Origin of the sequence: Microbacterium plantarum (assembly GCF_035231185.1) — a bacterium.
In the GTDB taxonomy this organism is placed as follows: Bacteria; Actinomycetota; Actinomycetes; order Actinomycetales; family Microbacteriaceae; genus Microbacterium; species Microbacterium plantarum.
The window spans coordinates 2228177-2249797 of the sequence record NZ_CP141117.1; the positions used below are offsets into that span (position 1 = coordinate 2228177).

The following is a 21621-nucleotide window of genomic DNA, read 5'->3' on the forward strand; positions in this document are numbered from 1 at the left end:
CCACCGGCACGCCTCGGCGGGGCCGACTGCGGACGGGCGGGATCAGCTCAGGGCGCGCTCGCGGATGAAGGCCGTCAGCGCGGCCGCGTCGTCGGGCAGGTCGACGACGTGCTGCGGCGCATCGAGCATCGCCTGCAGCTCGTCGGAGTACGTCATGTCGATCCCGATGGCTTCACGGATGGTCTCCGCGAACTTCTCGGGCTTGGCGGTCTCGAGGACGAGCATGGCCTCGCCGGGCTCGATGTACTGGCGAGCAACGGTGACTCCGTCGGCCGTGTGCGGGTCGATGATCTCGCCCGCTTCCTCGTGGACCTCGCGGATGGTGGCGAGGCGGTCGGCGTGCGTGGACGTTCCGCTGACGATGCCGAACTCGGCGGTGAAGCGAGCGAGGTCGGCGGAGAAGTCCGCGAAGCCCTGCGACTCGAGATCCTTCCACGCCGCGACGACGCGCTCGGGGTCTCGCCCGACGAGTTCGAAGATGAAGCGCTCGAGGTTCGAGGCCTTGGAGATGTCCATCGACGGGCTCGAGGTCTGCAACGTCTGCGCGGCGGAGCGCGGACGGTAGATGCCGGTGCGGAAGAACTCGTCGAGCACGTTGTTCTCGTTCGCCGCCAGCACCAGCCGACGGATCGGCAGACCCATCTCGCGCGCGTAGAACCCCGAGAGGATGTTGCCGAAGTTGCCGGACGGCACCGTGATCGAGACCTCGGCGTGGCCGTCGGCGTCCGTCGCGCGCAGCCAGGCCCAGAAGTAATAGACGACCTGCGCCGTGATGCGGGCGAGGTTGATCGAGTTGACCGCGCCGAGGCGCAGCGACCGCTTGACCTCGAGGTCGCCCGCGAGCTCCTTGACCAGGTTCTGGCAGTCGTCGAAAACGCCCTCGATGGCTATGTTGTGGATGTTCGGCTCGTCGAGCGAGAACATCTGCGCCCGCTGGAACGGGCTCATGCGGCCCTGCGGCGACAGCATGAACACGGCGATGCGCTCCTTGCCGCGCAGCGCGTACTCAGCGGCCGATCCGGTGTCGCCCGAGGTCGCACCGAGAACGTTGAGCACGGACCCCGTGCGCGCGAGAGCGTGCTCGACGACCTGACCGAGGAACTGCATCGCGAGATCCTTGAAGGCCAGCGTGGGGCCCTCGGAGAGCCCGACCAGCGTGATCCCGCCACCGATCCGCCGCAGCGGCACGACAGCATCGGGGAAGGGAGCGTATGCGGCCTCGGTCATGCGGGCGAGGTCGTCGCGCTCGATGTCGGTGGCGAAGAGCGCCAGGACCTCGGTGGCCAGCTGCGGGTAGGTCAGGGCACGCCAGCGCTCCAGGGTCTCGGGCGAGACCGAGGGCATCTCTTGCGGCACGGCGAGACCGCCATCGGTCGCGAGCCCCTCGAGGAGAGCGTCGCAGTACGGCAGCGGCTCAGCGCCGCCTCGGGTCGAGATGTACAGCACGCGGGGCTCCTCGGTGACGGGTCGGGGACGGCTTTCGATTGTCGCAGGTGCCGCGCCTGCCCGGCGTCGGCGGGGCGTCGACGGCCGGCGGGGCGTCGACGGCCGGCGGGGCGTCAGCGCCCGGTGCCGGCGTAGACGACCGCTTCGGTGTCGCCGTCGAGCCCGTACGCCGTGTGCACGACGCGAGCCGCCTCGGCGAGCTCGTCGCCGCGGACGACGACGGAGATGCGGATCTCCGAGGTCGAGATCATCTCGAGGTTCACCCCGGCGTTCGACAGCGCTTCGAACAGCGTCGCGGAGACGCCCGAGTGCGTGCGCATCCCGGCACCGACGACGGAGAGCTTTCCGATCTGATCGTCGTGCACGAGGCTCTCGAAGCCGACCTCGCTCTGCTCGCCCGCGAGGGCGCGGAGCGCGACGGTCGCATCCGTCTTGGGCAGCGTGAACGAGATGTCGGTGCGACCCGTCGTGGCCGCCGAGACGTTCTGGACGATCATGTCGACGTTCGCGCCCGACTTCGCCACGATCTTGAAGATCTCGGCAGCCTTGCCCGGGACGTCGGGCACGCCGATGACGGTGATCTTGGCCTGGCTGAGGTCGGTGGCGACGCCCGCGACGATCGGCTCTTCCATCTCTTCTTCCTTTCGGCCTTCGGGCAGCGTCATCCCGGGACCGAGCACGAACGTGCCGGACCCCGAGCTGAACGTCGACCGGGCGTTGATCATGACGCCGTGACGGCGGGCGTACTCCACCGCACGGATGTAGAGGACCTTGGCGCCGTTCGCGGCGAGCTCGAGCATCTCCTCCGCCGAGACGACGCCGAGCTTGCGAGCCTTAGGCACGACGCGCGGGTCGGCGGTGTAGATGCCGTCGACGTCGCTGTAGATCTCGCAGACGTCGGCCGAGAGCGCTGCGGCGAGCGCGACGGCCGTGGTGTCGGATCCGCCACGGCCGAGCGTCGTGATGTCGCGGGTGTCGCGGTTGAACCCCTGGAACCCCGCGACGATGACGATCGCTCCCTCGTCGAGGGCTTCGCGCAGCCGCACGGGCGTGACGTCGACGATGCGCGCGGCACCGTGCGTGGCATCCGTGATCATGCCCGCCTGGCTGCCGGTGAACGACCGCGCCTCGAAGCCCATCGAGTGGATGGCCATCGCCAGGAGCGCCATCGAAATGCGCTCGCCCGAGCTCAGGAGCATGTCGAGCTCGCGGGGAGCCGGGATCGGTGCGACCTCGTTCGCGAGATCGAGCAGCTCATCGGTGGTGTCGCCCATCGCGCTCACCGCGACGACGACGTCGTGACCGGCGCGGCGGGTGTCGACGATGCGCTTCGCGACCCGCTTGATGCTCTCCGCGTCGGCGACGGACGACCCGCCGTACTTCTGCACGATCAATGCCATGTGGGACTCCCGGATGCCGGTGCCGGCGCGATTGCTACGGGCGCCCGGATGCCGCGCCCACCGGACCATCTTACGGAGCGTCCCATGCGCGCAGCGCCATGTGACGACCCGTCCGGGAGCGAGGCCCCGGGCGCACGGACCTAGGCTGGAACGCATGGGACGCCGCTCGCTCTTCACGGCGCTGAATGCGCTCGTCCACACCTCCGATCCGGCCGGCGGCCCGGCGACGGAGATGCTCCCGGTGATCGACGACGCGTTCGCGGTGCGGGTGCTCGACCTGGCGATCCGACTCGGCGAGACGATGCTCGTGGCGGGCTCGCCGGCCAGCGAGGTGACCCTCACGATCGTGCGGGTCTCGGGGGTCTACGGCCTCGACCCGGTGCACGTCGACGTGACGTACAACTCGATCACCGTCGCGCACCATCGCAGCGGCGAGGACCGACCGATCACGCTCATGCGCGTGGTCCGCGGCGCCGCGCCCGACCATGCACGGCTGCAGCGGTTGCAGGCGCTCGTGGCCGAGATCCGGTCGGGACTCCCCCTGGATGCCGCGGCCCTGCGCTTCCGCGGCATCCGTCGCACACCGTTCCGGTATCAGCAGCCCGTCGCCGTCTCTGCGCAGGCGCTGCTGGCGGTCGGGGTCGCGGTGATGTTCGGGGCGAACTGGCTCGTCATCGTGCTGTCGTTCCTCGCCGCGGGGTCGGCGGCGGTGACCCAGTTCCTCCTGGGCCGGGCGCGCGTGCCGTTCTTCTTCAGTCAGATCGCCGGGGCGTTCGTGCTCACGATCGTCGCCGCGGCCTCCCCGCTTCTTCGAGCGACGGGGTGGGAGGCCGCGATGACCATGCGCCCCTCCGTCATCGTCGCCTCGGGCATCGTGCTGATGCTGGCGGGTCTCACCGTGGTCGGGGCGGCTCAGGACGCCATCGACGGGTTCGCGCTGACGGCGATGGGCCGCATCCTCGAGCTGGTGACGCAGACTCTCGGCGTCGTGCTCGGCATCCTCGCCGGCATCGAGACCGCGCGAGTCATCGGGCTGGGCCTGGAGGCCCCGACGGAGGCGCTGCCGCTCGGACCCGTGCCGCTGCAGTTCCTCGGCGCAGGTCTGATCGCCCTCGCGGTCGCCGTCATCAACGGGGCCGGGCTCCGCATCATCGTCGTCAGCGTCGCGCTCAGCGTCGTCGCGTGGCTCGGATACGTGGCCGCGGCCTCGCTCGGCTTCGAGACGGCGGCGGCGAGCGGCGTCGGCGCGTTCGTCGGGAGCCTCGTCGGCATTCTCGCCGCCTATCGTCTGCACGTTCCGTCTGTCGCGATCACGACGGCGGCGATCCTGCCCATGGTCCCCGGTGCCGCGGTGTTCCGCGGGCTCCTCGGCGTGGTCGAGTCGGGTGACAGCCCGGCGACCCTGCTCACCGGATTCAGCACCCTCGCGGCAGCCGCGACCGTCGGCATCGCCCTGGCGGTGGGTGCGTCGCTCGGCATCTACCTCGGCCAGCCGCTCCGCGCGTCGCTGGGGTCGGTCATCCGTGCGCGCGCGCGGGTGCGCTGAAACCGAGAGAAGCGAAACGGCCGCGTCACGAGCAGGCGGGGAACCTGCCGCGGACGCGGCCGAGACGAAGCGACGCGGAGATCAGCCGAACAGCGCGGCGGCCTCCTCGTAGCGGTACAGCGGGACGGTGTTCAGCTCGCCGAGGGCCTCGTCGAACGAGACGCGGACGATGTCGGTGCCCTTGAGCGAGACCATCTGACCCCAGGCACCGTCGACGAGCGCGTCGGCCGCCGCGAGCCCGAGGCGCGTGGCCAGCACACGGTCGAACGCGGACGGCGAGCCGCCGCGCTGGATGTGACCGAGCACGGTGGCGCGCGTCTCGATGCCGGTCAGGCGCTCGATCTCGGGGGCGAGCACCTCGCTGATGCCACCGAGACGGGGACGGTTGAACGCGTCGAGGCCCTTATCGCTGTAGGCCTCGTCCTGACCCTTCAGCTTGAAGCCCTCCGACACGACGACGAGCGGGGCGCGGCCGCGGTCGAACGCCTTGGTCACCTGCGCCGTGATCTCCTCGATCGACATCGGCACCTCCGGGATGCAGATGACGTGGGCGCCGGCGGCGATGCCGGCGTGCAGGGCGATCCAGCCGACGTGACGGCCCATGACCTCGGCCACCATGCAGCGCTGGTGCGAGTCACCGGTCGTGCGCAGGCGGTCCATCGCGTCGGTCGCGATGTTGACGGCGGTGTCGAAGCCGAACGAGTAGTCGGTCGCCTTCAGGTCGTTGTCGATCGTCTTGGGCACACCGAGCACGTTGATGCCGTCGTTGGCGAGACGGTTGGCCGCAGCGAGCGTGCCTTCGCCGCCGATGGCGATGATGCCGTCGATGCGGTGCTTGTCGAGGGTCGCCGCGATGTTCTCGGCGCCGCCGCGGGGGCCTTCGTACGGGTTGGTGCGGCTCGTGCCCAGGATGGTTCCGCCGACCTTCGACAGGCCCTTCACCTCGTGGCGCGTGAGGGGGAAGAAGTCGCCGTCGACGACGCCGCGCCAGCCGTCGCGGATGCCGACGAACTCGATGTTGTACGAGGTGGTGCCCTTGAGCACGACGCCTCGGATGACAGCGTTGAGTCCGGGGCAGTCGCCGCCGCTGGTGAGGATGCCGATCTTCATGGGGAGATCCTTCGTTGTTGCTCAGGGTGGAGTGTGGCGACGCTGCCTCAGGTCGAGACTATCGTCGCGGCGCGGGTGCTGCCAGGCGAGCCCGCCGGGAGAACTCGCGAGGCCCGTGCGGATGCGACCAGGCGCGCCCTCCGACCACCGACGAACAGCGGAGAGGACGGCTCAGTCCGCGCCGAGCGCCTGGCGGAGCAGGTGCATGAGAGCCGACAGCTGCACCGAGTCGCTCGAGGTCGGGTCGACGGCCTCACCATCGAGAGCCCGAGCGGCGAGACCCTGCTTCGAGTCGATGAGCTCGGCGATCTTCGTGTCGATCGTGTGAGCGGCGATGATCCGCCACGCGGTGACGGGCTCCTCCTGACCGATGCGGTGCACCCGGTCGATCGCCTGCGTCTGCTCGGCCGCGGTCCACGACAGCTCGGCGAGGACGACGTTCGAGGCTGCCTGCATGTTCACGCCGACGCCGGCAGCCGTCAGCGAGCACACCGCGATGGCGACATCGGGATCGTTGTTGAACGCGTCGATCGCGTCCTGGCGTGCCGTCGCGCTCTGATCGCCGCGCAGCGACACGGTCCGCAGCCCGGCGGCCGCGAAGTGGGCCTCAGCGGCATCCATGACGTCGATGTGCTTGGCGAAGAACACGACCTTGCCGACGGAGCGCTGCAGCTGGGCGGCGTAGTCGGCGGCGAGCACGGCCTTGGCCTGGCCGATGCGGCGGACCATCGTGAAGACGTTCTCGGCGCCGGTGCCCGCGGCCTTCGACTCCTCGAGCTCCTGCGTCGCGACGAGGCGCACGATGTCGGAGTCGGCCTCGCCGATGAGCACACGGTCGCCGCGCGCCTCGATGATCCGGCGGTACCGCGCGGCGAGGCGCTCGCCGAGCTCGTGCTCGGCCTGACGGATCGACCGGCCGTACTCGTCGTCGAGCTGCACGGGCAGGTCGGCGATGAGCTTGTCGGGAAGGTCGGCGGCGACGTCCTTCTTCTTGCGGCGCACGATGCCCATCGAGATGACGGCGTCGCGGGCAGCGGGATAGAACGCCTTGTCGGCCGGCGTGAGGCCGGTCTCGTCCAGACGCTCCATGAGCACGGGGCCGGGCTTCTCGCCGTTGGTCCACCCCAGGAACCGCCAGATCGCGTCGAAGTCCTCGACGTCGTTGATCAGCGGGGTTCCGGTGAGGGCCAGCATGAGCGGGTCGCGCACCTGCTCGCGAATGCGGCCCGCGAGGGCGAGCACGTTCTGCGAACGCTGCGAGCTGAGGTTCTTGATGAAGTGCGCCTCGTCGACGACCATGCCGCGCAGGCCGATCGAACCGAGCCACGAGAGGTGGCGGTCGAGCACCTCGTAATTGACGATGAAGACGTCGGCGAATGCGTCGATCTGATCGCCGTCGCCCGAGATCACGGTCGCGCGTCGCTGCGGCGTCCAGCGCTCGACCTCGCGCGCCCAGTTCATCTTGACCACGTTCGGCACGACGGCCAGCAGCGGATAGGCGCCGGCGACGGATGCTGCGAGCACCGACTGCGCCGTCTTTCCGAGACCCGGCTCGTCGGCGAGCAGGAACGAGCGGTGACCGGCTCGCACCGACTCGAGGAACCGCGACTGGTGCGGCATGATCTCGAGACCCTTGGGCGACAGGCGGTCGAACTCCGGCACGGGAGGCAGGTCCATGGAGGCAGCCGCCCCGCCGGCGCCGGACTCGAACGCCTTGTAGAGCGGCCCCATCAACTCCCAGCCGTCGAGTCTCCGACGCGGGGTGTCGTGCGGCGCGTGCAGCTCGAGGTCGGGCGCGAGGAAGGGGTTCGCCTCGCGTCGTGCGATCACCTGCGGCGGTATGACCTGCCGGTCGGCGAGAGCCGCGGGCACGACGGGCGCCTGAACCGGAGCGGCATCGGTGATGATGAGCTCGTCCTCCGGCAGCTCGGCACCCGACTCGAGAAGCCAGTCGCGCCGCATCCGCTTCGCCACCGGCGACGTCGCCTGGTCGACCTCGAGCAGCTGGATGAGAGACGTGTCGCGCGCGGCCGTCTTCGCGAGGATCGTGGCGACGCCGTCGAGCCGCTTGAGCAGCTCCGCCCGGGCGGCGGTGGAGACGTTCTCGTCGGCCTTCACCCGCGCGCGCTCTTCGCGCACCAAGAAGGCGATGACCTGGAACTTGACGCGGTTCGTGGGTCCGAGCTTTCCGCGCTGGGCCTTGGCCTCGACCTCGCGCACCTTGCGCGCCAGGATCGGGATCAGCGGCGCGTCATCATCGCGTCGGGCGGACGAAGATCTCCGTCGGCGGTTGGCGGTCGCTGCGGCGGTGGCCATGGTCGGCATGCTCCTCCTGAGCCTGAGTGCCGGAGTTCCGTCGTGACGGAAACGTACGAGGTGCCGCTCGAACGGACACCGGAGCGTCATGCGAGCGAAGGGCGTTCGCGTCGGTCGGCCACGGGCACTCGCTTCAGCGAGCTGCGGCGTCGAACCCGACGATGTCCCCGTCGCCCATTCTATGCCATGTCAGGCGCGCCCCGCGATGCGGCCGCGGGCGCGCCGGTGAACCGTGTCGCTACGCGCTCCGGCGCGCGGGCCGCAACGCCGATCGCAGTCGCAGGCTGTTGAGCACGACGAAGACGCTCGAGAACGCCATGGCGGCCGCGGCGACCATCGGGTTGAGCAGACCGGCCACCGCGAGCGGCACGGCGGCGACGTTGTAGGCGAAGGCCCAGAACAGGTTGCCGCGAATGATGCCGAGGGTACGGCGGCTGAGTTCGATCGCCTCGGCCACGGCCCGGGGGCTGCCAGCGGTGAGCGTGATGTCGCTGGCGTGCTTGGCGGCATCCGTGCCACCGCCCATCGCGATGCCGAGGTCGGCAGCGGCGAGGGCGGCCGCGTCGTTGACGCCGTCGCCGACCATCGCGACGCGCTTCCCCGCGGCCTGGCGGCGCCGTACCTCCTCGAGCTTGCCCTCGGGACGCACGTCGGCGACCACGTCGTCGATGCCCAGCTCGCGGGCGACCGCCCCCGCGGCGCCGGCGTTGTCGCCGGTGACCAGGACCACCGAGGCCCCGGTGCGGTGCAGCCGCGCCACGGCTTCGCGGGCGTCGTCGCGGACCCGGTCCGAGACCGCGATGACCGCACGGACCGCCCCGTCCCAGCCGACGGCGACGACGGAAGCACCGGATGCCGCGGCGTCGCGCGCGGCTTCATCGAGCTCGGAGCTCAGCTCGCCCAGTCGCTGGGTGACGAAGGCGACGCTCCCCGCGGTGACCTCGCGCCCCTCGACTACGCCGCTGACGCCGCCTCCGGCGACGCCCGTGAACTCCGTCACCGGCGGCACGGTGCCAGCGGCTGCGACGATCGCGCGCGCGATCGGGTGCTCCGAGGCGGATTCGACGGCGCCGGCCGCCCGCAACGCGTCGTCGCGATCGGCTCCGGCCGCGGTGACGACCGAGGCGACGGACATCCGCCCCTCGGTGAGGGTGCCGGTCTTGTCCATGAGCACGACGTCGATGCGCTCGGCGGCCTCGAGGGCTTCGGGACCGGTGATGAGGATGCCGAGCTCGGCGCCTCGGCCGGTGCCGACGAGGACGGCGATGGGCGTCGCGAGCCCGAGCGCGCACGGGCAGGCGATGATCAGGACCGCGACGGCGGCGGTGAAGCCCGCGGCGACGGGTGCGCCGGCGATGACCCAGCCGAGAAGGGTCAGCACTGCCACGACGATGACGACGGGGACGAACACCGCCGAGACGCGGTCGGCGAGACGCTGCACGCGGCTCTTGCCCGACTGGGCCTCGTCGACCAGCCGCGCCAGATGCGCGAGGCGGGTTTCGTCGCCGACCGAGGTGGCGCGTACCCGCAACCGTCCGCCGGAGGCGATCGTGCCGCCGGTGACCTCGGAACCGGGGCCGACGTCGACGGGCACCGACTCGCCCGTCAGCATGCTCTCGTCCACCGCCGCCGCGCCGTCGACGACGATGCCGTCGGTGGCCACCTTCTCACCGGGCCGCACGATGAACTCGTCGCCCGCATGCAGCGCGTCGATGCCGACGCGACGCCCGTCCGGCAGCTCGACATCCGCCGCCCCGAGCTCGAGCAGGGCGCGCAGCGCGGCGCCCGCACGTCGCCGCGAGCGCTGCTCGATGTAGCGACCGAGCAGGATGAGCACGGTCACCGCTGCGGCGACCTCGAAGTAGACGAGCGATGTCGGGTCGTGCACGGGGCCGAAGAGGACGACGTCGTGACGGATGCCGATGCGCCCGGCGGAGCCGAACAGCACCGCCCACAGGCTCCAGGCGAAGGCCGCGAAGGTGCCCAATGTGACGAGCGTGTCCATCGTCAGCGCGCCGTGGCGCGCGTTCGCGAAGGTGGCGCGGTGGAACGGCCAACCCGCCCAGAACACGACCGGCGCGGTCAGGACGAGCGACACCCACTGCCAGCCGGGGAACTGCCACGCCGGCACCATGCCGAGCGCCACGACGGGCGCGGCGAGCACGATGCCCCAGATCAGCCGGGTGCGCAGAGTGGTCTGGCCCGGCATGTCCTCGACGTCGTGCTGGTGGCCCGGAGCGTCATGATGCTCCGCCGGATGCTGCGCCGGAGAGGAGCGCACTCGAGCGGTATACCCCGCCTGGCCGACGGCCTCGACCAGGTCGTCGACCGAGACGGCGGCGGGATGCTCGACGCGCGCCGACTCGGTCGCGAGGTTCACCGTCGCGTGGACACCGTCCAGGCGCTGCAGCCGCTTCTCGACCCGGGCGACACAGCTCGCGCACGTCATCCCCTCGATGTCGAGGACGGCATGGCTGCTCTCCCGCCCGGCGGTGTCCGCGCTCATCAGCGGCGTCCGGTGACCGTGTAGCCCGCCTCGGCCACAGCGGCCGAGACGACGTCGTCGTCGGGCGGCTGCACAGCCGTGACCGCGACGGTGCCGGCGTCGACGTCGACGGCGACGTCGGAGACGCCCGGGACGAGCCCGAGCTCGCGGGTCACCGCTGCGGCGCAGTGCCCGCAGGTCATGCCTTCGACGGTGTAGGTCTGAGTCGTCATGATGCTCCTTCGTGGTTCAGCGACGACAACAGGATACCCCCCAGGGGTATTCCCGTCGATGCCTCGAGATCCGGACGGCGTACGCTGAAAGCATGTCCACGATCTCCGAGCGCGAGCTCGCCGCGACCCTCGACCACGCCATCCTCAAGCCCGAGCTGACCCGCGACCAGGTCGACGCCGAGCTCGACATCGCCGCCGAGTGGCGAGTCTTCTCGGTGTGCGTACGCCCCTCCGACATCCCGCACGCTGTCGCGCGTCTCGCGGGCACCGGTGTCGCCGTCGGTACGGTCATCGGCTTCCCCCACGGCACGACGTCCACGGCGTCGAAGGTCGCCGAGGTCCGTCAGGCCGCCGCGGACGGCGCCTCAGAGTTCGACATGGTCGTCAACATCGCCGCGCTGCGCTCGGGCTTCGACGACGTCGTGGTCGACGACATCCGCGCCGTGGTCGAGGCCGCCGAAGGCAAGATCGTCAAGGTCATCCTCGAGACGAGCCTGCTCGATGACGAGCAGATCGCCCGCGGCAGCCGCCTGACCGAGGCCGGCGGCGCCGACTTCGTCAAGACCTCGACCGGCTTCGCCGGCGGCGGGGCGACAGTTCCCCACGTCCGCCTCATGCGCGAGAACGTCGGCGAGGCCGTGCAGGTCAAGGCCTCCGGCGGCGTGCGCAGCTTCGCTGACGCCGTCGCGATGCTCGACGCAGGCGCCACGCGCCTCGGCACGAGCGGCAGCGCGACCATTCTCGGCGAGGCGCGCCGACTCGAGGCCGGCGGCGCAGCCACCGGCGCGGTCGACGAGTCGTCGTACTGATCCCGCGGGCTGCGGCCCGCACGGGCGCGCGAGGCGCTGGCCTCAGGCGAGGGCCTCGCGCACGCGGACGACATCGTCGTCCATCTGCTCGATGAGCGCCGGGATACCCGCGAACGCGACCATCCCGCGGATGCGGGCCGTGAAGCGGACCTCGACGCGGTGACCGTAGAGGTCGAGATCCGTCTCGTCGAGCACGTACGCCTCGACCTGTCGCTGCGGCACGTCGTCGAACGTGGGATTGGTGCCCACCGAGATCGCCGCCGGATACCGGATGACACTTGCCGGCATCGCGCCGTCGGCACCCGGCATCCCGAGGTCGACGAGCCAGCCGGCGTACACACCGTCGGCCGGGATGAAGCCCGCGGCGTCGGTGGCGAGGTTCGCGGTCGGATACCCGAGTTCCCGGCCGCGCTTGAGTCCGTGGACGACCTCGGCCTCGACCGCGTGAGGGCGGCCGAGCAGGCGGGCGGCACCGGCGACATCGCCGGCCGCGAGCAGATCGCGCACCCACGTCGACGAGACGCGCCGGCCGGCGTCGCGGGCGCGGACGTCCGTGACGACGTCGACATCGAAACCGTGCTCGCGCCCGAGTGCGGCCAGCACCTCGGGATCGCCCTCGCCGCCTCGACCGAAGCGGAAGTCGTCGCCGACGAGGACGCCGACGGCACCGAGCGCGCGAACGAGGATGCTCTCGACGAAGTCACGCGCCGAGAGCGCTGCGAGCTCGGCGTCGAACCGCAGCACGAGGACGGCATCCACCCCGGCCGCCGCGAGGAGCCCGATCTTCTGATCCAGAGCGACGAGCGGCTCGGGGCAGAGCTCCGGACGCAGCAGGCTCAGCGGGTTGCGGTCGAAGGTGACCGCCACGACACGCGCGCCGCGGGCGGCGGCATCCACCCGGGCCCGGTCGATGACCGCGCGGTGCCCGGAGTGCACGCCGTCGAACTTGCCGATGGCCACGACGCTCGGGCCGAAGTCCGCGGGGACCTCCGCGGGGTCTCGGTACACGGTCACCATGACGATCCCTCCAGGACGGCCGGGCGCTCGCTGCTCTCTCCGGCACCGTTGCGGTGCGACACGAGCCACCAGATCCCCACGAAGGGCAGGGCGAGCGGAACCCAGAAGTAGCCGAAACCGTAGCCCGACCAGACGGTGGCGTCGTGCGAGAACAGGTCGGGCAGCACGAGGCTGAGCGTGCCGACGACGAGCACCCCGGCCAGCTCGAAGCAGATCGCGACCCACGCGATCGCGTACCAGGTGCGCGAGCCCGACTTCACCAGCGCGACGGTCGCCAGCACGTACACCAGCGCCGCGGCCGCCGACAGTGAGTACGCGAGCGGTGCGTTGGAGAAGTCCTCGACGATCTGGACGAACGAGCGTCCCGTCGCGGCGAGCGCCATCACGGCGTACACGACCACGAGGACGCGGCCGATGCCGGTCATTCGAGGGCGGGGATGATCCATGACCCCACCAATGATAGGCGTCGCGCGGATGGCTTCAGACGACCTGAACCGTCCAGATCACCTGCATCCGCCACACCATGATCGCGACCGACAGGGCGGCGACGCCGAGGATGACGGTGCTCCAGCGACTGCGTTCGATGAGCGCCCAGAACACAGCGGCAGGCGGCAGCAGGACGGCCGAGACGAGATACACCCAGAACTCCAGGAGACTGCCCGAAGGGGCGTTGCCTGCGAGCGGGGCGATGATCGCGACGACGACCTGGGTGATGAGAAGCACCTCGACGAGGGCGAGCGACCCGACCGAGAGGTCGCTCGGGCGGCGGTTCGCGAGGCCGAGGACGGTACAGAGCAGACCGGCGGCGACCGCCACCGCCACCTGAACGATGGTGAAGACCGTGATCATGCGTCCTCCGCCATGTTCATCAGGCTCTTGACGTCGTCGCCGCGACGCTCGACGATCCCCACCAGTCGCCCATCGGGGTCGATCGCCGCCGGGTGCGGCGCCGACAGGCGCGCCGCCGCTCCGACGAGACGCTTGCCGTGGCGCAGGTCGCGCGCCTCGTCGGCGGTCACCTCGAAGGCGCCGAGCACCGCGGCCGCGACATCCGCGTCGCGCAGCAGCGTCGCGTCCGGGGCGATCTCGGCCTCGGCATCCGACACATCGAAAGGTCCGATGCGGGTGCGCCGGAGCGCCGCCAGATGCCCGCCGACGCCGAGATCTGCTCCCAGGTCGCGGGCCAAGGCGCGGATGTAGGTACCGCTCGTGCAGTCGACGATGACGTCGACGTCGATCGCGCGGGATCCGCCCGCGACATCGTTCAGGACGACGTCGCGGACGTCGCGCACATCGAAGCGAGAGACGGTGACGCGACGCGCCTTCAGCTCGACCTCTTCGCCCGCGCGAGCGAGGTCGTACGCCCGCTTCCCGCCGACCTTGATCGCCGACACCCGGCTCGGCACCTGGTCGATCTCGCCGGTGAGCGCCGCGATGCCGCGATCGATGCCGGCGCGGTCGACCGCGGCGAGGGCTTGGTTCGTCGCGTGCTCCGTCACGGTGCCGTCGGCGTCGTCGGAATCGGTCGAGACGCCGAGGCGGATCGTCGCCTCGTAGGTCTTGCCGAGCCCCACGATGTAGGTCAGCAGGCGGGTCGCCGGCCCCACACCGAGGACGAGCAGCCCCGTCGCCATCGGATCCAGAGTGCCGGCGTGGCCGATCTTGCGGGTGCCGAGGGCTCGACGGGCTCGGGCGACGACGTCATGACTGGTCATCCCGCCCGGCTTGTCGACGAGCAGGATGCCGCGGGGCGCGGGTTCGGGCATGTCTCCCAGCCTACGGTGACGCCCCGTCGGCCCCGTCCGCGGTCAGTCCAGCGCCAGCTCGATGGTCGCGAAGGAGTGCGGCGGCATCGTCACGACGAGCTCGCCCCCATCGAGGGCGGTCGCGAGGGGCCGCGGCTCGACACGAGCGGGCACGTCGGCGTCGTTGTACGTCGTCGCGCTCTCTGCTCCCAGCACCCGGGCACGCACGACGCGGGCGCCACGTCCGCGGAGGTCGATGCGCACCTCGCACTCGTCGTCCACCGAGAGGTGGGTGAGCGAGATGAGCGCCGCCCCCTCCTTCGTCGAGGCCGACATCGACACCAGCGGCAGCTCTCCCCCGCGCGCCGTCGTCGCGGGCGCGTCGAGCACGTGGGCGGCGAGCGCACGGGCGTCCTGGTGCCCCTTGTTCATCTCGAACACGTGGTAGGTCGGCGTGAGAACGAGCTTCTCGCCGTCGGTGAGGATCATCGCCTGCAAGACGTTCACCGTCTGTGCGATGTTCGCCATCGAGATGCGCCGCGCGTACCGGTGGAAGATGTCGAAATGGATGCCGGCGACGAGCGCGTCGCGGATCGTGTTCTGTTGGAACAGGAAGCCCGGGTTCGTGCCCTTTTCGGCGTTCCACCACGTGCCCCACTCGTCGCAGACGAGGCTCACCCGGTTCTCGGGGTCGTACGAGTCCATGACCGCGACGTGTCCGCGGACGACCCGCTCGAAGTCGCGGGCGTAGGCCATCGTGTCGTAGAACTGCTCGTCGGTGAAGGTCGTCGCGTCTTCGCGATTGATGCCCGATCCGGTGTGCGTGTAGTAGTGGAACGAGATCGCCTGGTACGGATGCTTGTCGTACAGGTTCGCGGCGTGCGACTCGACGAGCGTCTTCACGAGCACCCGCGTCCACTCGAAGTCGTCCTCGTTGGCGCCGGCGGCGATGAGCGTCAACCTGTTCTCGCCGTGGTCGTGGCAATAGGTCGCGTAGCGCCGCGCTTCTTCCGCGTAGAACTCGGGAGACAGGTTGCCGCCGCATCCCCACGGCTCGTTGCCGATGCCCCAGAAGGGCACACGCCAGGGCTCGTCGCGACCGTTCTCGCGGCGCAGACGCGCCATGGGGCTGTCGTCGTCGCGCGTGAGGTACTCGACCCACTCCGACATCTCCTGCACCGTGCCGCTGCCGACGTTCCCGTTGACGTACGCCTCGGTGCCGAGCAGGTCGCACAGATCCATGAACTCGTGGGTTCCGAAGTGGTTGCTCTCGACGACGTCGCCCCAGTTCGTGTTGGCGATCTTCGGCCGTTGCTCGCGCGGACCGATGCCATCGCGCCAGTGGTACGTGTCGGCGAAGCAACCGCCCGGCCAGCGCAGGTTCGGGATGTCGAGCGCGCGGAGGGCCTCGACGACGTCGGTGCGGATGCCGCGGGTGTTGGGGATCGCCGAATCCTCGCCGACCCAGAAGCCGTCGTAGATGCAGCGTCCGAGATGCTCGGCGAAGTGCCCGTAGATGTGCCGGCTGATGCGATCGCCGACGACGTCGAGGTCGATGACCGCACGTGCGGACGAGGTCATGTGGTTCTCCAGTGCTCGTGCTCGGTGAGCGGGACCAGCGGAGGACGCTCCGCGGTCGTGGTCAGGGTGATGCGGCGTCCCTCTCGCGCCGACCGCGTGAGGGCGCTCATGATCTCCAGGACGTGCAGGGCGACCTCACCGCTCGCACGCCCCGCGCCGGAGCCGCCGCGTACGAAGTCGAGGACCCCGATGCCGCGGCCCGCGCCTCGATAGCCCGCGCGCGGCGCGATGGCCGTCCACTCCTCCGCGCGGGGTCGCCGCATGGTCACGTCGCCGTCGAAGAAGTTGGGGTCGGGCAGGGTCAGCGATGCGCTCTCGCCGTGCACCTCGATCGGTGCGGCGTGGGTTGCGGCGGCGTCGAAGCTGAAGGTGACCGTCGAGACCGCGCCGCCGGCGTGCTCGAGCACGCCGGTGACATGCGTGTCGATCTCGACGGGGATGCGCTCCCCCGCTCGCGGGCCCGAACCGATCGTGCGGTCGTCGCGTGATCGCGACGAAGCACCCGACACGCTGACGACGGGTCCCAGCAGGTGGAACAGCGCCGTGAGGTAGTACGGCCCCATGTCGTAGAGTGGTCCGCCGCCTTCGCGATAGTAGAAGTCAGGATGCGGGTGCCAGGCCTCGTGGCCCGACGACAGCCACGTCGCGACGGCCGCGACCGGTCGGCCGATCTCGCCGGCGTCGACGACCGCTCGCGCGGTCTGCACACCGGATCCCAGCACGGTGTCGGGGGCCCCGCCGACCCAGGCGCTGGCCGCGCCGGCCATGACCCCGAGCGCTTCGTCGAAGGTCGCGGCCAGCGGTTTCTCGCCGTAGACGTTCTTGCCCGCGGCGAGCGCCGCGCGCGCGACCTCGCCGTGAGCGGCGGGGATCGTCAGGTTGACCACGGTCTGCACCGCCGGGTCGGCGACGAGCTCGGCGACCGATAGGGCGCGGGCTCCGGGGAACCGCTCGGCGACCGACCGGGCGCGGTCGACGTCGAGGTCGGCCGTCGCAACGATACGGACGGCGGGGTGATCGCCCAGCGTCTCCAGATACTGGCCCGAGATGACCCCGAGGCCGACTACACCGATGCCGTGCGGCTCGCCCACAGCATCCCCCTCTCGATGATGGTGCGGACGTTGACGTCGCGCAGCACGACGAGGCTGTGCCCCGGCGTCGCGACGAAGATGCGGCCCTGTCCCCACTCGCGCGTCCAGACGGCAGGCGAGGTGATGGGGCGGTGCCACGGGTGGTACGGCTGCACGGGATGCGTCGTCGTCGCGAGCACGTCGTTGAGGTCGTCGGAGAGCACCCAGTACTGCTCCGTGCGGAGCGTGAAGTCCTCGAGGCCCGCCATGATCTCCGAGCGGCGACCTGCGTCGGTGAGGTCGACGGTGTAGCAGAGGTAGTTGTCGGTCTCGTCGCCGACGCGGGCATCGGGGTGCTTCGCGGGATGCGTCGCGAACTGGCCGCCGATGAGCTGCAGGTAGTCGGAGTTGTCGCGGTACGAGTCGGCGATGCCGCCGTGCCAGCCCGCCAGCCCCGTTCCGCGCTCGACCGCGTCGCGCAGGCCGGCGAAGGCCTCGCGTGAGATCTTCGACATCGTCACCGACTGCACGATGAGGTCGGTGCGTTCCATCGTCGCCCGGTCGGTGTAGACCTCATTGTCCTCTTCGATGCGGACCTCGAAGCCGTTCTCTTCGAGGAAGGGCACGAAGAGGTTGGTGGCCTCGACGGGTTTGTGCCCCTCCCAGCCGCCTCGGACGATGAGCGCCTGTCTCGCGGTCATGAGATGACCCCTTCCACTCGGATGCTTCTGCTGTCGGATGCCGCGCTCTCCTCGACCGCCGCGAGGACGCGCTGCACGCCCGCGGCCTCGGCGAACGACGGGTGCGCTTCGATCTCACCGGCGACGGCGCGGACGAAGTCGACGCTCTGGTGGGTGAACAAGTGCTCGTAGCCGAGTCCGTGTCCTGCCGGCCACCAGGCTCCGGCATAGGGATGCTCGGGCTCGGTCGCGTCGATGCGGCGGAACCCCTGCTCACCGGCAGGGAGCGTCGCGTCGGCGAAGAGCAGGTCGTTCAGGTGCGAGAAGTCGAAGGCGACGGCTCCGCGTTCACCGCTGATCTCGATGCGGTTGGCGTTGCGGTGCCCCGTGGCCATGCGCGTGGCCTCGAAGATGCCGAGGGCGCCGTCGGAGAACGATGCGGTGAACGCCGCGGCGTCGTCGACGGTCACGCGTTCAGTTGCGGCTCCGGCACCGGCTCGGCCGCCGAGCCCGACGCGCTCGTCGAGGACCGGGCGCTCGTCGACGAAGGTGCGGAGTGTGCCGGAGACGCTCGTGATGCGCGCGCCGGTGAGCCACTGGGCGGCATCGATGCTGTGCGCCCCGATGTCGCCGAGCGCACCCGATCCCGCGCGACCGCGATCGAGACGCCAGGTGAACGGCGCGTCCGGGTCGGTGAGCCAGTCCTGCAGGTACTGCGCGCGCACGTGCCGAATGCGGCCGATGCGTCCCTCCTCGATCAGACGTCGCGCCAGAGCGAGGGCGGGCGTGCGGCGGTAGCTGAACCCGCACATCGCGACGACCCCGCGCGATGCCGCCGCGGCGGCGGCATCCGTCATCCGGTTGGCGTCGGCGACGTCGTTGGCCAGCGGCTTCTCGCACAGCACGTGACGGCCGGCGTCGAGGGCTGCGAGCGCGATCTCGGCGTGGGTGTCGCCCGGGGTGCAGATGTCGACGGCGTCGATGTCGTCGCGTGCGATGACACTTCGCCAGTCGTCGCTCGACTCGGCGATGCCGAACCGCGATGCGGCGTCGGCCGCGCGTTGTGCGTCGCTGCCCGCGAGCACGACCACCTCCGGTTCGACCGGCAGATCGAAGAACCGCGGAGCGGTGCGCCAGGCGTGCGCGTGCATCCGTCCCATGAACCCGGTCCCGATGATCGCGATGCGCAATCGTCTCGACATCCTCGTCTCCCTCCGCACCGGTGCGTGTGATCGCGGACCACGATGTCACAGCCTCTCGACGCGGACGTCGGGCTTTGCGCAAAATAGGTGCATGCCGTCTTCCCGACCGAGCCTCACCGAGGTCGCCACGGCCGCGGGCGTCAGCGTCGCGACCGTCTCACGGGCGCTCCGCGGCCGCGGCGAGCTGTCGCCCGAGACCCGCACGCGTGTGCTGCAGACGGCAGAACGGCTCGGGTACACGCGAAGCGGGACACCGCGCGGCCGGCCCCGCGGCGGTACGTCCCGCATCTTCGATCTGGTTCTCGGGCACTTCCATGACCCCTACACCGACGAGGTCGTCGCCGGGGCTCACACGGCGGCCTCGCGCCTGAGCTACGACCTCGTCCTCACCGCGGAGCGCGACGATCCGGGCGATGACTGGCCGGCCCGCATCCGCTCCCGGGGATCGGCGGGGGTCGTGCTCGGTCTGATCCTGCCCACCGCGGCCCAGCTGGAGGTCGTGCAGGGCGCGGGCATCCCCGTCGTCCTGCTCGAGCCTCCGTCGGGGACCACCCAGCACGTGCCGAGCGTGCGGAACACCGATCACGCGGGCGGCTCGGCGGCGGCGGAGCACCTGCTGGCGCAGGGCGCGCGGCGCTTCATCGTCATCGGCGGGGCTCCGTCGTACCGTTACGGTCGTGCGCGGATCGAGGGCTTCCTCTCGACGCTCGACGAGACGGCCCCGGCTGCGCCCCGCATCCTGACGACGGCGGACTGGGGTGCGGCGGACGCGCGACGAGCGTGCGCCGCGGCGCTCGATGACCTCGGCGGCGAGGGCCCCATCGGGCTCTTCGCCTGCTCCGATGAGATGGCCGCGGGCGCCTACCGGGCGATCGCCGAGGCTGGGCTCGCGGTGGGGCGCCACGTTCTCGTCGTGGGATACGACGATGTGCGGGGCGCGCGGTGGCTGCATCCGCCGCTCACCACGATCCGTCAGCCCATCCGCGAGATGGCCGCCGCGGCGGTCACGCTCCTGGCTCAGATGGCGGGCGGTGCGCAGCTCGCCGACGAGGTGGTCGAGCTGCCGACGGTTCTCGTGGCCCGCGGCTCGACCGGCCGTCCGCGCTGACCGAGGCCGCCACCGACGGGGCTCACGCGGGCGCGACGACCGGGAAGTACACGGCGTAGCGCTCGTCGACGATCTCGTTCAGCGGCACGAATCGGATGCCGGCCGAGCCGCCGACACTGCGGTATCGCGTGAGCCACTGCGACCACTGCCTCTCGTCGTCGGCAGCCAGCAGCGTCGCCGGGTCGGAGCTGTCGCCGATGAGCGGCGTCTCACGGTCGACGAGACCCGCGAGCACCACGGCGCCCTCGACGAAGGCGACGGTCTCGGGTTCATCCGGGATCGGCACCGTCCGCAGCTCGAATCCGAAACCGAGTTCGATCTCGGTGCGCCCGCCGGGATGATCGATCTCCACGAAGCTGCCGCGCCGCACGACGGCGACGTCCGACCGGACGTGCACCTCACCCGCGGTCCAGGCGGGCACACGCGTCCGGACGCGGCCCCGAACGGTCGGCGGCGACTCGACCACCACCGAGACCCGAAGAGCGTGCGGCCGATGCGCCGGGCCGCCGGGGCCCGCGTTCGCGTCCGGACCGACGTAGAGGGCGTCGTCGATCGTGCGGACCTCGACGACCAGCTGGCCTGCTGCCGTGGCGACGTCGGCGCGGACGGGGATGTACTGCGCGACGGTGACGGCTTCGCCGTCGCTGTACACCGCCAGCGACGAGTGGCGCGTGTGCGCCTGCACCACCGTGCCGTGGCAGCACCAGAAGTCCTCGGTGGGCGATCCCCACTCCTTGCGCGCTCCGCTCTGCAGCGGCAGGAAGTAGCTCACCATGCCGGTGCCGGGATGCTGCTGCGCCAGGATGCCGTTGACGAGGTTGGCCTCGATGTAGTCGAGGTACGACGCCTCGCCCGTCCATCGGAACAGCACGTCGGCCAGCCGGATCATGTTGTAGACGGCGCAGTGCTCCTGGGTCTTCGTGCCCCGTCGCGCGGCGAAGGCGAACGGCGGCGTCCAGATCTCACCCGAGGTCTGTCCGCCCGTGCAGAAGGTTCCGCGTCGTGTGACGGCCCAGTCCCAGTACGCCTCGACGATGCGTCGCCAGCGCTCCTCACCCGTGACCTCGAAGGCCCGCGCGGCACCGAGCACCTCCGGGATGGTCGTGTTCGCGTGCATGTTGGTCAGCATGTCCTCGCCCGCCAGCAGACCGTCGAAGAGCGACCGGTGGTCGTATCGGTCGAGGAGCTCGCGATACATGTCGTCGCCGGTGGCCTCGAGGAGGTCTGCCCACACCTCGAGCATGCCGCCCGTCTCGACCTCGAGGATGGCCTGGAACTCGTCGCGCTCGAACTCCCGCGCCCACTCCGCGATCAGCGCCGCAGCGCGGTGGGCGATGCGCAGGGCTCGCTCGTCGCCGAGGTCTCGGTACACGTCCACCAGACCCATGAAGGTCTTGTGGATGTTGTACTGCGGCGCCCACACCTCGCGCCCCTCGGCGAGCCGGCGCAGGAACGTCTGCGGAATGCCGAACACCCAGCCCGCGCCGGCATCCTGGCACGCTTCGAGCTCGTCGAGGACAACGGCCAGCTTGCCCCGCAGCACCGGATCGCCGGTGACGGCGATCTCGCGCGCGGCCGCCGACATCCAGTGCCCCACGAAATGGCCCCGCAAGAGTGCGCCGGCCGTCTCCCAGCCCCAATGACGTGCCCAGCCGTTCTCGACGCCCGGTGTGACGGACGGCTTCAGGTGCCAGGCCTGATCGCCGATGCCCGCTTCGATGCGGTGGTTCTGCACGAGAGCGTGCTCGTCGAGCGACACGAGGTACGTGCGATTGGTGCGGCGACGACGATCATAGGTTCCCGGGAGCAGCCGGGAGGCATCGGGCGCAAGGGCGGATGCGGTCATGGTTGTGACATCTCCTTCGATGTGCTG

18 protein-coding genes are annotated in these 21621 nt (G+C 70.7%); 3 read left to right on the forward strand and 15 right to left on the reverse strand.

From position 1 onward, the window contains the following. Positions 1 to 42 precede the first annotated feature (42 nt). Entirely contained in the window at positions 43 to 1446 is a 1404-nt protein-coding gene (gene thrC, locus VC184_RS10790; protein WP_323986131.1) for a threonine synthase, read from the reverse strand. 113 nt (positions 1447 to 1559) lie between these two features. Then, positions 1560 to 2846, reverse strand: a complete 1287-nt coding sequence (locus VC184_RS10795) for an aspartate kinase (RefSeq protein WP_112617213.1) — start codon at positions 2844 to 2846, stop codon at positions 1560 to 1562. 154 nt (positions 2847 to 3000) lie between these two features. Here VC184_RS10795 and VC184_RS10800 point away from each other — a divergent pair, with 154 nt between their 5' ends. Next, positions 3001 to 4392, forward strand: coding sequence for a threonine/serine exporter family protein (locus VC184_RS10800; protein WP_323986133.1), 1392 nt, complete (start codon positions 3001 to 3003; stop codon positions 4390 to 4392). A gap of 81 nt (positions 4393 to 4473) precedes the next feature. Here the strand turns inward: VC184_RS10800 and VC184_RS10805 are convergent, their stop codons facing one another. From VC184_RS10805 to VC184_RS10820, 4 genes are all read right to left on the reverse strand, one after another. Next, positions 4474 to 5502, reverse strand: a complete 1029-nt coding sequence (locus VC184_RS10805) for a 6-phosphofructokinase (RefSeq protein ID WP_023955073.1) — start codon at positions 5500 to 5502, stop codon at positions 4474 to 4476. A 171-nt stretch (positions 5503 to 5673) separates the two neighbouring features. Beyond that, positions 5674 to 7827 (reverse strand): DEAD/DEAH box helicase, encoded by a 2154-nt coding sequence (locus VC184_RS10810; RefSeq protein ID WP_323986135.1) that lies wholly within the window; start codon positions 7825 to 7827, stop codon positions 5674 to 5676. Positions 7828 to 8056: 229 nt separating this feature from the next. After that, the gene (locus VC184_RS10815; protein ID WP_282501280.1) at positions 8057 to 10324 is read right to left on the reverse strand and encodes a heavy metal translocating P-type ATPase; all 2268 of its coding nucleotides are present in this window, start codon (positions 10322 to 10324) and stop codon (positions 8057 to 8059) included. Beyond that, complete coding sequence (locus VC184_RS10820; RefSeq protein ID WP_023955083.1) at positions 10324 to 10536, reverse strand: heavy-metal-associated domain-containing protein; 213 nt, start codon at positions 10534 to 10536, stop codon at positions 10324 to 10326. Before VC184_RS10820 ends, VC184_RS10815 begins: the two co-directional genes overlap by 1 nt. Before the next feature lie 92 nt (positions 10537 to 10628). Here VC184_RS10820 and deoC point away from each other — a divergent pair, with 92 nt between their 5' ends. Further along, the gene (gene deoC / locus VC184_RS10825; protein WP_282501281.1) at positions 10629 to 11345 is read left to right on the forward strand and encodes a deoxyribose-phosphate aldolase; all 717 of its coding nucleotides are present in this window, start codon (positions 10629 to 10631) and stop codon (positions 11343 to 11345) included. Positions 11346 to 11387: 42 nt separating this feature from the next. Here deoC and VC184_RS10830 read toward each other — a convergent pair whose 3' ends face one another. The 8 genes from VC184_RS10830 to VC184_RS10865 are packed head-to-tail and all read right to left on the reverse strand — an operon-like array spanning position 11388 to position 18640. Further along, the gene (locus tag VC184_RS10830; protein ID WP_112617565.1) at positions 11388 to 12359 is read right to left on the reverse strand and encodes a bifunctional riboflavin kinase/FAD synthetase; all 972 of its coding nucleotides are present in this window, start codon (positions 12357 to 12359) and stop codon (positions 11388 to 11390) included. After that, the gene (locus VC184_RS10835) at positions 12356 to 12808 is read right to left on the reverse strand and encodes a hypothetical protein (protein ID WP_112617219.1); all 453 of its coding nucleotides are present in this window, start codon (positions 12806 to 12808) and stop codon (positions 12356 to 12358) included. Before VC184_RS10835 ends, VC184_RS10830 begins: the two co-directional genes overlap by 4 nt. Before the next feature lie 34 nt (positions 12809 to 12842). Then, positions 12843 to 13211 carry a hypothetical protein gene (locus VC184_RS10840; protein WP_274178752.1) on the reverse strand — a complete coding sequence of 123 codons (369 nt, stop codon included), beginning with the start codon at positions 13209 to 13211 and terminating at the stop codon, positions 12843 to 12845. Then, on the reverse strand, positions 13208 to 14128 hold the full coding sequence (truB, locus tag VC184_RS10845; protein ID WP_282501282.1) for a tRNA pseudouridine(55) synthase TruB: 921 nt from the start codon (positions 14126 to 14128) through the stop codon (positions 13208 to 13210). The genes VC184_RS10840 and truB overlap by 4 nt, the downstream gene beginning before the upstream one ends. A 42-nt stretch (positions 14129 to 14170) precedes the next feature. Continuing rightward, positions 14171 to 15688, reverse strand: coding sequence for an alpha-N-arabinofuranosidase (locus VC184_RS10850; protein ID WP_282501283.1), 1518 nt, complete (start codon positions 15686 to 15688; stop codon positions 14171 to 14173). Continuing rightward, positions 15685 to 16779, reverse strand: a complete 1095-nt coding sequence (locus VC184_RS10855) for a Gfo/Idh/MocA family protein (protein ID WP_274178755.1) — start codon at positions 16777 to 16779, stop codon at positions 15685 to 15687. Before VC184_RS10855 ends, VC184_RS10850 begins: the two co-directional genes overlap by 4 nt. Beyond that, on the reverse strand, positions 16752 to 17459 hold the full coding sequence (locus VC184_RS10860) for a ThuA domain-containing protein (protein WP_282501284.1): 708 nt from the start codon (positions 17457 to 17459) through the stop codon (positions 16752 to 16754). Before VC184_RS10860 ends, VC184_RS10855 begins: the two co-directional genes overlap by 28 nt. Next, complete coding sequence (locus VC184_RS10865) at positions 17456 to 18640, reverse strand: Gfo/Idh/MocA family protein (protein WP_282501285.1); 1185 nt, start codon at positions 18638 to 18640, stop codon at positions 17456 to 17458. Before VC184_RS10865 ends, VC184_RS10860 begins: the two co-directional genes overlap by 4 nt. 91 nt (positions 18641 to 18731) lie before the next feature. On the opposite strand from VC184_RS10865, the gene VC184_RS10870 reads away from it, so the two are divergent. Further along, entirely contained in the window at positions 18732 to 19748 is a 1017-nt protein-coding gene (locus VC184_RS10870; RefSeq protein WP_282501286.1) for a LacI family DNA-binding transcriptional regulator, read from the forward strand. Positions 19749 to 19770: 22 nt separating this feature from the next. On the opposite strand, the gene VC184_RS10875 is transcribed toward VC184_RS10870, so the two are convergent. Next, positions 19771 to 21594, reverse strand: a complete 1824-nt coding sequence (locus tag VC184_RS10875; protein WP_282501287.1) for a beta-L-arabinofuranosidase domain-containing protein — start codon at positions 21592 to 21594, stop codon at positions 19771 to 19773. Positions 21595 to 21621 lie beyond the last annotated feature (27 nt).

Bases quoted from the DNA above. Each gene is read 5' to 3' on its own strand.
- VC184_RS10795 (WP_112617213.1), bottom strand. From the start codon at position 2,846: ATGGCATTGATCGTGCAGAAGTACGGCGGGTCGTCCGTCGCCGACGCG.
- VC184_RS10800 (WP_323986133.1), top strand. From the start codon at position 3,001: ATGGGACGCCGCTCGCTCTTCACGGCGCTGAATGCGCTCGTCCACACC.
- VC184_RS10805 (WP_023955073.1), bottom strand. From the start codon at position 5,502: ATGAAGATCGGCATCCTCACCAGCGGCGGCGACTGCCCCGGACTCAAC.
- VC184_RS10810 (WP_323986135.1), bottom strand. From the start codon at position 7,827: ATGCCGACCATGGCCACCGCCGCAGCGACCGCCAACCGCCGACGGAGA.
- VC184_RS10815 (WP_282501280.1), bottom strand. From the start codon at position 10,324: ATGAGCGCGGACACCGCCGGGCGGGAGAGCAGCCATGCCGTCCTCGAC.
- VC184_RS10820 (WP_023955083.1), bottom strand. From the start codon at position 10,536: ATGACGACTCAGACCTACACCGTCGAAGGCATGACCTGCGGGCACTGC.
- deoC (WP_282501281.1), top strand. From the start codon at position 10,629: ATGTCCACGATCTCCGAGCGCGAGCTCGCCGCGACCCTCGACCACGCC.
- VC184_RS10835 (WP_112617219.1), bottom strand. From the start codon at position 12,808: ATGGATCATCCCCGCCCTCGAATGACCGGCATCGGCCGCGTCCTCGTG.
- VC184_RS10840 (WP_274178752.1), bottom strand. From the start codon at position 13,211: ATGATCACGGTCTTCACCATCGTTCAGGTGGCGGTGGCGGTCGCCGCC.
- truB (WP_282501282.1), bottom strand. From the start codon at position 14,128: ATGCCCGAACCCGCGCCCCGCGGCATCCTGCTCGTCGACAAGCCGGGC.
- VC184_RS10850 (WP_282501283.1), bottom strand. From the start codon at position 15,688: ATGACCTCGTCCGCACGTGCGGTCATCGACCTCGACGTCGTCGGCGAT.
- VC184_RS10860 (WP_282501284.1), bottom strand. From the start codon at position 17,459: ATGACCGCGAGACAGGCGCTCATCGTCCGAGGCGGCTGGGAGGGGCAC.
- VC184_RS10865 (WP_282501285.1), bottom strand. From the start codon at position 18,640: ATGTCGAGACGATTGCGCATCGCGATCATCGGGACCGGGTTCATGGGA.
- VC184_RS10870 (WP_282501286.1), top strand. From the start codon at position 18,732: ATGCCGTCTTCCCGACCGAGCCTCACCGAGGTCGCCACGGCCGCGGGC.
- VC184_RS10875 (WP_282501287.1), bottom strand. From the start codon at position 21,594: ATGACCGCATCCGCCCTTGCGCCCGATGCCTCCCGGCTGCTCCCGGGA.